The 11,012-nt window shown below is 71.7% G+C and carries 12 protein-coding genes and 1 pseudogene; 6 read left to right on the plus strand and 7 right to left on the minus strand.

All coding sequences use genetic code 11. The annotated features are described in order from the left end of the window. Both RIF89_RS06860 and coaBC read right to left on the minus strand, forming a co-directional pair. On the minus strand, positions 1-298 hold a 298-nt coding region (locus tag RIF89_RS06860), incomplete at its 3' end, for an aldo/keto reductase (RefSeq protein ID WP_309068388.1). A gap of 146 nt (positions 299-444) precedes the next feature. Next, positions 445-1,677 (minus strand): bifunctional phosphopantothenoylcysteine decarboxylase/phosphopantothenate--cysteine ligase CoaBC, encoded by a 1,233-nt coding sequence (gene coaBC, locus RIF89_RS06865; protein WP_309068389.1) that lies wholly within the window; start codon positions 1,675-1,677, stop codon positions 445-447. A gap of 135 nt (positions 1,678-1,812) precedes the next feature. Between coaBC and RIF89_RS06870 the strand changes: the two genes are divergently transcribed. The 3 genes from RIF89_RS06870 to RIF89_RS06880 all read left to right on the plus strand — a co-directional run bounded on the left by RIF89_RS06870 (position 1,813) and on the right by RIF89_RS06880 (position 3,455). Continuing rightward, on the plus strand, positions 1,813-2,013 hold the full coding sequence (locus tag RIF89_RS06870; RefSeq protein WP_309068390.1) for a hypothetical protein: 201 nt from the start codon (positions 1,813-1,815) through the stop codon (positions 2,011-2,013). An 88-nt stretch (positions 2,014-2,101) separates the two neighbouring features. Continuing rightward, positions 2,102-2,812 carry an NRDE family protein gene (locus RIF89_RS06875; protein WP_309068391.1) on the plus strand — a complete coding sequence of 237 codons (711 nt, stop codon included), beginning with the start codon at positions 2,102-2,104 and terminating at the stop codon, positions 2,810-2,812. Between the two features lie 61 nt (positions 2,813-2,873). Continuing rightward, on the plus strand, positions 2,874-3,455 hold the full coding sequence (locus tag RIF89_RS06880) for a DUF1992 domain-containing protein (protein WP_309068392.1): 582 nt from the start codon (positions 2,874-2,876) through the stop codon (positions 3,453-3,455). A 13-nt stretch (positions 3,456-3,468) separates the two neighbouring features. Here the strand turns inward: RIF89_RS06880 and RIF89_RS06885 are convergent, their stop codons facing one another. After that, positions 3,469-3,789 carry a hypothetical protein gene (locus tag RIF89_RS06885; protein ID WP_309068393.1) on the minus strand — a complete coding sequence of 107 codons (321 nt, stop codon included), beginning with the start codon at positions 3,787-3,789 and terminating at the stop codon, positions 3,469-3,471. Positions 3,790-4,022: 233 nt separating this feature from the next. On the opposite strand from RIF89_RS06885, the gene RIF89_RS06890 reads away from it, so the two are divergent. From RIF89_RS06890 to RIF89_RS06900, 3 genes are all read left to right on the plus strand, one after another. Beyond that, the gene (locus RIF89_RS06890) at positions 4,023-5,585 is read left to right on the plus strand and encodes a helix-turn-helix transcriptional regulator (RefSeq protein WP_309068394.1); all 1,563 of its coding nucleotides are present in this window, start codon (positions 4,023-4,025) and stop codon (positions 5,583-5,585) included. After that, positions 5,582-6,907: a helix-turn-helix transcriptional regulator gene (locus RIF89_RS06895; RefSeq protein WP_309068395.1), complete on the plus strand. Its 1,326-nt coding sequence runs from the start codon at positions 5,582-5,584 to the stop codon at positions 6,905-6,907. Before RIF89_RS06890 ends, RIF89_RS06895 begins: the two co-directional genes overlap by 4 nt. A 184-nt stretch (positions 6,908-7,091) precedes the next feature. Further along, the gene (locus tag RIF89_RS06900; protein ID WP_309068396.1) at positions 7,092-7,742 is read left to right on the plus strand and encodes a GntR family transcriptional regulator; all 651 of its coding nucleotides are present in this window, start codon (positions 7,092-7,094) and stop codon (positions 7,740-7,742) included. A gap of 180 nt (positions 7,743-7,922) precedes the next feature. Here the strand turns inward: RIF89_RS06900 and RIF89_RS06905 are convergent, their stop codons facing one another. The 4 genes and pseudogenes from RIF89_RS06905 to RIF89_RS06920 all read right to left on the minus strand — a co-directional run. After that, positions 7,923-8,741, minus strand: coding sequence for an SDR family NAD(P)-dependent oxidoreductase (locus RIF89_RS06905; RefSeq protein WP_309068397.1), 819 nt, complete (start codon positions 8,739-8,741; stop codon positions 7,923-7,925). Positions 8,742-8,926: 185 nt separating this feature from the next. Beyond that, a complete protein-coding gene (locus tag RIF89_RS06910; protein ID WP_309068398.1) occupies positions 8,927-9,088 on the minus strand; it encodes a hypothetical protein in 162 nt (53 codons plus the stop codon). A gap of 31 nt (positions 9,089-9,119) precedes the next feature. Further along, entirely contained in the window at positions 9,120-10,154 is a 1,035-nt protein-coding gene (locus RIF89_RS06915; protein ID WP_309068399.1) for a MerR family transcriptional regulator, read from the minus strand. 373 nt (positions 10,155-10,527) lie between these two features. Further along, positions 10,528-11,012: pseudogene (locus RIF89_RS06920) on the minus strand (hypothetical protein); the annotation flags it as partial.

Below are 11,012 nucleotides of genomic sequence, written 5' to 3' on the forward strand. Positions count from 1 at the left end.
TGGACTCCCTGCCGCTCGCGATCGCCTCGTCGTAGCCGTGGTGACGCCCCGGGACCTTGGTGGTGACGACGATCTCCTCGCGGTCGATGCCGCCGGCCGTCGCGCGGCGCACGGCCTCGCCGACCTCGCGCTCGTTGCCGTAGTTCACGGCCGTGTCGAGCACGCGGTATCCGATGCGGATGCCCGCCTCGATCGCGGCGATGCCCTCCTCGCCGTTCAGCTTGTAGGTGCCGAGGCCGAGCTCGGCGAACGGCGTGCCGTCGTTGAGGGTGATCGCGGGGATGTCGATGTCGGCCATGTCGTCGAGCCTAGCGAGGGGCGCGCGCGGCGGCGGGGGGGCTTGCGGATCGAAGCGCCGCGCACGGTCCGAGGGGTCCGTCGACCGCGCGGCGATCCGCTCCTGAACTCACCTACCGGCCGCGCGAACTTCCCGATCGACCCGGCCTAGCCGCGGAGCCGGATGACCGCGTCGAGCACCGCGTCCGCGACCTCGCGCTTCGAGCCGCGCACCTCCGCGATCACGCGGTCGTCCGGGCCGATGATGGCCACGGCGTTGTCGGGCCGCTCGAAGCCCGCCTGCCAGCCGACCTCGTTGACGGCGAGCAGGTCGGCGCCCTTGCGTCGGCGTTTGCGGATGCCGCGCTCGATCACGGTCTCCGTCTCGGTCGGCATCTCGGCCGCGAAGCCCGCGATGAGCTGGCCGGGACGGCGCGCGGCGACGAGTCCCGCCAGGATGTCCGCGTTCTCCACGAGTTCGATCGTGGGGGCGCCGTCCTCCTTGGCGAGCTTGTGATCCGCGACGTTCGCCACGCGGTAGTCCGCGACGGCCGCCGTCATGATCACGACGTCCGACTCGGGCGCGAACTCGGTCATCCGCTCCCCCAGCTCGGCCGCGGTGCCGGCGTGCGCGATGCGGATCCCTGCCGGCACCCCCGCCAGGACGCCCTCCTCGACGTGCGCCGCGACGAGCGTGACGTCGGCGCCCCGCTCGGCCGCCGCGAGCGCGATCGCGACCCCCTGCCGTCCGCTCGAGCGGTTGCCGATGAACCGCACCGGATCGATGGGCTCGCGCGTGCCGCCCGCCGACACGGCGATCCGGATTCCCTCGAGATCCCGCTTCGCCGCGAGCAGCCGTACCACCTCGGTATAGATCGCCTCGGGTTCGCTCATCCGACCCGGTCCGCTGTCCTCGCCCGTGAGCTGCCCGCTGTCGGGGCCTATCAGGTGCACGCCGCGGGCGCGCAGCGTCGCGACGTTCGCCTGGGTCGCGGCGTGGAGCCACATCTCCGTGTGCATCGCCGGAGCGACCAGCACCGGAGCGCCGGTCGCGAGCAGCGTCGTGCCGAGCAGGTCGCCCGAGAGGCCCGCGGCCATCTTCGCGAGGGTGTTGGCGGTCGCGGGGGCGACGACCACGAGGTCGGCCTGCTGGCCGAGCGCGACGTGACGCACCTGGGCGACGTCGTCGTGCACCGACGTCGTGACCGGGTGTCGGCTGATCGCCTCCCACGTCGGCGCCCCGACGAAGCGCAGCGCGTCCTCGGTGGGAACGACGTGCACCTCGTGCCCGTCCTTCACGAGCAGCCGCACGAGCTGCACCGCCTTGTACGCGGCGATCCCGCCGGTCACTCCGACGACGATGCGATGCACGGGGCGGGCGGAGCGGGTCGAGGTGTTCACGCCGCCAGTCTTCCAGCCTGATCGGCGACCCGGGAGGTGATGCGGAAGGCGGGCGCGGATGACGCGCCCTTACACGAGCCCGCGGTGAGGGCAACCCCCTGACCGAGCGCCCGCGCCGTGACGGAACCTGTTTGTATGAACACACCCGACGACGCGAAGAAGCCGCAGGATCACCTTCCCCCGCAGGACGAGCGGGACGAGACCGAGATCGAGGAGCCCCAGTACCCGGGCACCGAGGGGCCGTCCGGCGGGTCGCCGGTCTCCCCCGAGACCGCCGCGGAACCCGACGAGCCCGGCCGCCACGGTCTTGCGCGTCCGCCGCAGCAGGGCGCCTGATCGACAGGACGCGCTGAGGCGTCCCCGCTCACGAGGGAGCGATCGCACCGCGAGTCCGGTGTGCGCGGACTCGGGAAGAATGGGAGCGATGTGCACCGTGATCGTCCGCGTTCCCGAGCTCGACTCGTCGGATCCCGTCCGCCTGCTCGCGGTGCGTGACGAGGACCCGCTTCGGCCGTGGAACCCCCTCGGCGAGTGGTGGCCGGATCGTCCGGGCCTGATGGGCGTGCAGGACCGGCTCGCGGGCGGCGCGTGGCTCGCGGCGCGGGGCGCGCGGCTCGCGGTGCTGCTCAACCGCGCGGGGCACCCGGAGGGCGTGCGCCCCGAGGACCTCTCGTCGCGGGGCGGCATCCCGCTCGCCTCGGTGGACGGCATCTCGCCGGAGGGCGTGCAGCGGACGCTGGGATACAACCTCGTCGAGGTGAACGGCAACGAGGTCGCCGTCACGTCGTGGGACGGCGCCGGCTTGCGGCGGCAGAGCCTCACGCCCGGCACGCACATGCTCGCGCACAATGACGTCGACGACGAGACGACACCGCGCATCGCCGCCTGGCATGGGCGGTTCGCCGACGCGAGGGCGGAGGGCGACGAGTGGTGGGCGCCGTGGGTGCGGGTGCTCGCCGAGAGCGCCGAACTGGATCCCTCGGACGACCGCGCGATCATCCGCGACAACCACGCCCACGGCTACCCGACCCTGTCGCTGCTGGCCTGCGTGGCCGAGATCTCTGCCTCCGGGGCGGACGTGCGCTACGCGCAGCTGGACCGCCCGGGCGCGTGGAATGCCCTGAGCTTCGGCTGAGCCGCGCCGCCGCGTGGCAGCCGGCATAGCCTGAAAGGACCGAACTCCCCCGGGAGGTGCGATGACCGATCCACGTGAAGCCGCCCAGCGCTACCGGCTGGACCGCGACCTCGGCCGAGACGCGTCCGATCAGGGTGCGGCGAGCGAGGATGCGAAGGCGCCGGCGCGGTCGACGCCGGAGGAGCGGGTCGCCATCGTCGAGCAGGCGATCCAGCATGCGATCCGCCGGGGCGACTTCGACGACCTGCCTGGCGCCGGCAAGCCGCTCACGGGGCTCGGAGCGAGCCACGACCCCGACTGGTGGCTGCGCCGCAAGATCGAGACCGAGAATCTGCGAGGGCTCGGCCCGCCCGCGCTCACGCTTCGCGTCGAGAGCGCGGAGCTGCACGACCGGCTCGACCGCATGACGCGCGAGCAGGACGTGCGCGAGGCGCTCGAGGACTTCAACGCGCGCGTCCGGCATGCCCGGCTGCAGCTGCTCGGCGGGCCGCCCGTCGTGACCCCCACGCGCGAGGTCGACGCTGAGCTCGAGGCCTGGCGCGAGCGCCGCGAGGAGCGGGCCCGCGCCGCACGAGAGGCGGCCGAGGCGGAGGCCAGCGCATCGCCGAAGCGCCGCTTCTGGCGCCGGCGTGGCCCAGGCTGAATAGCCGGCGGGCTCAGCCCCTCTGCCGACGGCTCACCGCGGCGACCGCCGCCCCGACGAGCATCAGCCCGCCGATCGCATACAGCGGCATCACGCCGATGGCATCGCCGTCCGCGCTCACCGCGTCGTGGCGACCGCTTTCCCGCGTCGCGGGTGCGTCTTCCCGCGCCGGCGCGTCGTCCGACACAGATGCGCGATCGAGGTGCGCGTGCGCGACGCGAGTCTGCTGCGCGGCGGCCGCGCCGTCTCCCGCCGGCAGGGCCATGGCCAGCCCGGCCAGGACGGCGACGAGCAGGGCGACCTGAGATCGCCGCGCGCGATGCTGCTGGGACATGGGGGCCTTCGGTCTGGGGAGCGCGCCGCGAGCGGCGCCGAACGGCACTTTAAGCGCGCGCACGGACACCGCGACCCGGTTTCATCCATGGCTTCACCCGTTACTGACTGGGACTCGTTTCGCCTCCGCGAGCATGAGCCGGTATATTCGTCCCACTCTCCTCCCCCGGGGCTTTGTGCAACTTCGCCGACGGCGTCGCCGTCGCGAGGTGGATCCGATGTGGGATGGTGGTCATGCGGGGGATGCAGGACGAGGTGGAGCGCGCGGCGGCGCGTGTTCGGGCCGCCCTCGCGCGGGAGGATTGGCAGGACGCGCTCTCCGGCGTGTACGTCGGGTGGGGACCGCTCATGAGCTACCGGCCCGACGTGGTCGAACGCGTGGCGCTCGCGGTGCCGTCCGGGACGCTCGACGCCGTGCCGGAATGGCGAGTGATCCGCGCGTATCTCCGACGGGTGACGATGCGCCCGGACCTGCGCCCCGCGGTCTACAGCGATGGAGCCCCGGCTCCCGAGCCGGGCGCGGCTGCGTCCACCCGCGCGGTGCTGCTCACCAGTCGCGCGAGCGCCGCCCGCACGGCGGGGAGGTATCACGAGGCCGTGGCGTGGGCGGAGCGGGCGGAGGCCGCGGCTCGCGAGGACGGGCAGGTGTCGCGGACGCTTCACGGGCTTTTCGCTTCCCTGCTCGTGGAATGGGCGTTCGCGCACGAGTTCGCCGGACAGCCGTCGCGCGCCGTGGCGCTGCTGCGCGAGGCGTTCGCCCGCGCGGAGGAGTCGCGCAATCCGCGCGACATGGCGGACGCGGCGGGCGAACTCGCGTGGCTGCTCGCGCTCGCGGGCTCCCGCGAGGCGGGCGAATGGCTCGCGCGTCGCGACGCGCTGGTGGCCGGGGGCCCGGCGATCCCAGGGCTGACGATCTCGTGCCACCTCGCGCGTGCCCTGCGGTTGTGGGACGCGCTCGACTTCGACGCGGCCGACCGCGAACTCGACCGGATCGACGCCCGAGATCTGGGCGAGCATCTGCTGTTCTTCGCGGCCGCGCGGCTGATGATCGGATCACGCCTCTCACGCGATCAGGGGACGGCGCTGCTCAGCCAGTTCGACACCCAGATCTCGGCGATCCCCGAGGCGCGCACAGCGACCGGCCTCAATGACGAGCTGAACCGGATTGTGCGCGCCGACGTGCTGTTCATCCGCGGCGAGGCGGGAGCGGTCCTGCGACTCCTGGCGGGCTACGAGGCCCCGGCTGCGCCCTTCGTCCCCGCGCGGCGTGCGATCGCGCACGTACTCGCGGGCGAGGACGACGTCGCGGAGCGGCTGGCCGCGGAGGTACTCGCCGACCCCCGCACCTGGATCCGGCTCCGGATCGAGATGCAGGCGGTGCAGGCGATCACGGCGCGACGTCGCGGGGATCTGGCTGCCGCGACGGAGCGGTTCGGGGCTGCGGTCGGCAACGCCGCCGAGCACGGAAGCTTCATGGCCCTCGCTCTCGTCCCGCGCAGCGAGCTGGAAGAGCTCCTCCGCCTGGCGAAAGCCCCTGAGGCGCCACCATGGCTCGGCCGCCTCGCGTCCGGCGCCATCGCGCTGCCGCCCGCCGGACAGCGGATCGTCCGACTCACGCGGCGAGAGGAGCGCCTCATCGCGGCGCTGTCCGAGGACGCGGACGAGCAGAGCCTCGCGGTCGCGCTCTCGGTGTCGCGCAACACCGTTCGCACCCAGCTGCACACGCTCTATCGCAAGTTCGACGTCAACAGCCGCGGCGCCCTGCGCTCGGCGGCCAGACAGCAGGGCCTGCTGTGACCGCGATCGCGGACAACGAGCGCCTCCTGCGACTCACGACCCTCACCAGGGAGGTCGTCGCCGCCCGCGCGGCGGGTGACCACGATCGCGCCCATACCCTCGCTGCGCAGGGCGCGGCCCTCGTCGAGCGGCTCGAGCCGCACGAGCGGGCTCGTATCTCTCGAGCGCTTCCGCGCATGACGTTGCAGTGGGCGTGGACGATGCGGGGCACCTACGACTTCGTGGGCGAGCGCACCCTGCTCGACGACGCCTACTCCTGGGCCATGGCCGACGACGATTTCGCCATGGCCGCGCGAGTCGCCGGCCAGCTGGCATGGGACAACGCCTTCACCGGACGCCGCGCGATCGCGCAGGAATGGGCTGACCGTGCCGGAGTGCTGTGGAGGGAGGCCGGGCACGACGGCCTGCCGGTCATCGCGCGCATCGCGCTCGCGTTGCTGCGCGCCGCGTCCCTCGACTTCGCGGGCGCGCTCGCCGCACTCGACGACGCCGAAGCGTACGCCGAGGACGACCCGGACGGCGCCCCGGCGTCCGAGCGAGGTCTCGCGATCGACGGCCTGCGGATGCAGTGGCAGGCGCAGGTGCATCCGGACGAGCTGGAGCGGCTGCGCGTCGAGCTCGGTGCACTCCGGACGAGCGCGGTCACCGCTGCGCCGCTGACGCGGCTCACGCTGTCGGTCACGCTCGCGCGCCTGCACCTGTTCGCCGGTGAACCAGACCGCGTGTTGCCGCTGCTCGCCGGCAAGGAGGGCCTGCGCACCTGCCGCCCGCTCCTGCAGGTCCACCGTGCGATGGCGCACTACATGCTGGGCGACTATGCGGCGGCCGACACCGAGGCCTCAGAGGCGCCGGAGGGCATCTCGTCATGGCCGCGCTGTCAGGCGGAGATGCGCATCCTGCGCGCGGCCGCGCGGCTCGAGCTCGGAGATCAGGCTGCCGCCGTGCTCTCGTTCCGCGAGGGCGTCGTGATCGCCGGCGCGCACCGGCTTCCGGTCGCGCTCACCGTCGTACCGTCGGCCGAGCTCGACCGCCTCTCGACGCTGGCCTTCGGGGATTCGCCCCCCGACCCGGTCCGGGAGGCGATCGCCGGGGACGCGCTCACCCCCGTACGCGATCCGCGCACCGCCCGGCTCACCGACCGCGAGGAACGGCTGATGCGGACACTGATCGAGCACCCAGGCCTGAGCGTGAAGGAGATCGCCGAGGTGCTCGGCGTCTCGCGCAACACCGTCAAGTCGCAGCTGTCCGCGCTGTTCCGCAAGACCGGCGTGACGACCCGCGTGCAGCTCGCGCGGCTCGCTTGCGCGCGGATGAAGGGCTGAGGACCCGGCGACGGAGGGACCGTCGCTCTCGGGCCCGGCCCCGCACTCCCCGGGCAGCCTCGCGAACTGCTCATCGGGAGGAATCAGAGCCGGGCTGCGGACCTCCTGCTCTGGCGTCGGGATCCGCTCGATCTCGGCCGCCGGTCACTGCCGGCGTCGGCCCTCACCGGAGACGGAGCCGCCCGTGCTGACCCCGCTCGAACCCCTCACGACGCCCTCACGCCTGTCCGACATCGTCTTCGACCGGCTCAAGGACGCGATCATCGCGGGCGCGATCGCCCCCGGCGCCGGGATCAAGGACGCCGAGCTCGCACGGCAGCTCGAGGTCTCGCGCATGCCGATCCGCGAGGCACTGCAGCGGCTGGCGCGAATCGGTCTCATCGAGGTCGCCGCGAGCCGCTTCACGCGGGTCACGCGTGTGACGCCGGCCCTCATCCGCGAGACGCTCGAGTTCGCCCGGTGCCACGCCGTGGCGGTCGTCGGCTTGGCCGTGCCGGAGCTGACCCCACGGGACGCGCGCGAGCTGACTCGGGTCATCCGCCGCGCGATCGCCGACATCGACGCCGGCCGCCCCGCGCTCCGCGCCACGCGGCCTGTCTACCGTCGTTTCGCGCAGGTCGCGGGCAATCGCTTCCTGTCCGAGATGCTGGCGGATGTCGAGATCGCGATCGAGCGGAACCTGTCCCACATGACCGAAAGCGAGGCGGCGCGGGAGATCGTGCGCGAGACGCTGCGCGAGCTGCGAGCGGCGATCGAGCGCGGCGACGCGGCGGCGGCGGTCGACGCCGCGTCCCGCCAGTACGGCGTCCCCGCCCTCGATCTTCCGCGCGGGTGAATGCGCGGATGAACACCGCTCGTCGCGCGCTCGCAGGCTCCTAGCCTGAGTTTCACGCAGTGGCGCCGACGCCGTTCGGGGGAATGGTCGCCGTCGTCGCGGCACCTGTTCCTCCTCGCGGGGCGGATGGTCCGCTCCGCGAGGAGGAACGACGTCGATGCTGTCGCGTGGCGGCGTCGCTCAGACGAGAGCGGCCGACCTGTCCCAGAGCTCCCGCGCGAGAGACGCGTCGTGCGCGTCGCGGCTGACCCTCTTGGCGATCCTGCGGGATTCGTAGTACGCGCCCGGCGTGAACGTCGTTCCGGGCGCGCCCTCGGCGAGCCAGACCAGCTGATCGGCTCCCTTCTCCGGAGTGATCGTGAAGAGTCGCTTGAGCGGGCCGTGGTAGATGCGCCGCATGATGTGCGTCGTGTCGCTGGCGAAGCTGCTCGCGACGACGCCCGGATGGAACGCGACCGCCGCGATGCCCTGGTCGCCGTAGCGGCGCTGCAGCTCCACGGTGAAGAGGATGTTCGCCAGCTTGCCGTTCCCATACGCCTTCTGCGGCGCGTACGCGCGCTCGTTCTGCAGGTCCTCGATGTCGAAACGGCCGAACACGCGAGCCGCTCGGCTCGCCGTCTGGATCACGGTCGCGCTGCTGGCGGTGAGCGTCGGCAGGAGCAGGGTGGTCAGCAGAAACGGTGCGAGGTGGTTGACCTGGAACGTCTTCTCGTGCCCGTCGACCGTCAGCGTGCGGTCGCCCATGATCCCGCCCGCGTTGTTCGCCAGCACGTCGATCCTCGGGTAGGCGGTCGCCAAGCTGGTGGCGAGGTCGCGGACCTGTGCGAGGTCGGCGAAGTCGGCCAGGTGGAACGGCACCTTCAGCTCTGTCGCGACGGCTTCGGTCTTCTCGGCGGAACGGCCGACGACGACGACGTCGTGCCCGTCGCGTGAAAGTTGTCTCACTGCGGCGGCGCCGATGCCATCGCTGGCGCCGGTGATGATGATCGTCTTCGACATGGATCCTCGTCCGGGAGAGGGGCGATGGCGTCGCCGAGGGAGCGTCTCTCCCTCCCCCAAACGCTAATCGCGTTTCGCCCTGCCATCTCCGCGGGCAACGAGCGGTCATCGCGTACCAGACAGGACTGGCCGACTCCGGCCCGGGAAGTGCACGGGAGCCGACCCAGCCCCGTCTGCGTCCGGTCTCAGTGATGCCCCTCACCATGCGCGACCTCGGCGGCGACGGTGATCGGTATCTCCACCGACACGGTCGGCGGCAGCAGGATGGACGCCGGACCTACCTGCCCTCCGGTCATGGCGGGGCTCTGTCGACGTCGGTCGCCCTCGCGGTGATGCCTACGACTCATCGACGCCGCCTCCGCCTCCGCTGACACCGGCTCACCGCCCCGCGAGAATCGCGGTGGACAGCCATCGCCCGAAGTCCCCGAAACTGGGCCCGTCGCCGTCTCTCCGCTCTCGGCGGGCGTTGTCGAGAAGTGCGGCATCCGGATGTGCCTGATCGTTGATGATCGAGACCAGTTCGAGGTAGCGCCCCTCGGTGGCGATGTAGTCCGCGTCCTGCAGCGCCTCGAGGGTGAGCCTGTCGAGATCGCGATAGCGCCCTGCGAGCCGTCCCCGAAGGTCGTCGTCAGCGGCGACTCCGAAGGTTCGTGCGAGGTGTTCGACCAGCTGTGCGGCGAGCGAGATCACCTGGGCGTCATCGGTGGCGAAGCCCGCCTGGTGAGCGGCCATCAGCTTGGGCATCAGATCGGCACCCGCTGAGTGGATGAACTCCTGCACCTGAGGTGTGGAGATCTCCGATCCGGGGAACTGCGCATACGTCGCGTGCAGGTAGGACCGGATCCCTTCACGGAACTGATCGTCGCGGAGAAGTTCCGCCAGACTCACCCACGCATCGAGCTGTTCCGGGGCGGGATCAGGCGGCAGCACTGGCTGCACCTCCCGGATCCGATTGATCGCCTCTTCCGGGAGGCCCGCGGAGACGTCGTCGAGGAAGTCGTCAACCAGACGTTGACGCTCGGCGTCAGACATCGTCACCAGCTTGCGCAGAAGGTTCGCGCGTTCTGCCGTTCCCTCCTGCCGCACGAGCGCCCGGAGCACGGCTCGCTTCGCCAGCAATTCCGTCGTCCGGCTTTCGATGACCTCGAGATGCTCGGCGAGGACATCACGCAACGAGGTCGTGCCGGCGAGGACGCGCCGCACCTGATCCAGGCCGGTCTCGAGGTCGCGCAGCGTGCGAACGAACTCCAGACGAGCGATCGCATCCACGTCGTAAAGGCGATGGCCCGAGTCGCTCGCGTCTGTCGGAGGTACGAGGTCCTCGTCCGCGTAGTAGCGGATGGCGCTGACGCTGAGTCCGGTCCGGTGCGCGACCTCGCCGATGGAGTAAAGGTCGTCCTTTGAGATGTTCATGTCCTCACCCTGCGACCTCAAGCCGCTTGAGTTGCAAGCCCGAGTCCGATCGCACATGCTCGCCAGCCGCGTCGACTGAAGATGCGAGCCCCGTCGCGGAGGGAGCGACGGCGCCGACGAGGCGGAGGCGATGCTGCGATCAGCTCGATGGCGCTTCCACCATCGCCCTTGCCGACGCACCGGGATATGAGTCACAGAAAAGTAACGACGAACCCTTGTGTCTCGTTATCGCACCGTTATAGAGTGCTTCCACCGGCGAACGTTTTGCTGTGGCGGTCGCCGGACATGTGATTGCAGGACACTCTTGGTGCAAGGGACAGGGGGCCTGTCGGAAGCCTCTCCGACAGGCCCCTCACCATGTCCGCAGGCGGGATCACACCCGCGCGGGGAAGCCGGCGATCGCGGTGATCCCGCACGAGGCCGGCCCGGCGCTGCCGCGATCGCGGCGATGTCCCCGTTCGCGGCGTCGCCCGCCGACACGATCGCCGGCGAGCCAGAGGGATGCCGCGAGCAGGACAGCACCTGCCGCCCACACCACGGCCTCGCGACCGGCGACGAGGATGAGCAGCACGGCACTCGCCGCCACGAGCACCGCCACCGCGGTCGTGCGCGGCGAGATCGTCGCGCCCGAGCCGCGCGGAGGTCCCTCGAGCCTCCCCGCGACGCGCACCACCGCCACCACGCCGACGGCAACGGCCGCCAACCACAGCGGACGGCTCCCCCACCATCCGGCTGACAGCGGCTCCGGAAGAGCGGTGCCGCCGAACAGCAGCACGCCGGCGAGCCCGATCAGCACGAGCATGTGCCACGAGTAGATCGTCATCGCCCTGCGGTTCATGGCGTCCACGACGCGGCCGA

The sequence above is a fragment of the Microbacterium sp. genome, from assembly GCF_031178525.1.
In the GTDB taxonomy this organism is placed as follows: domain Bacteria; phylum Actinomycetota; class Actinomycetes; order Actinomycetales; family Microbacteriaceae; genus Microbacterium.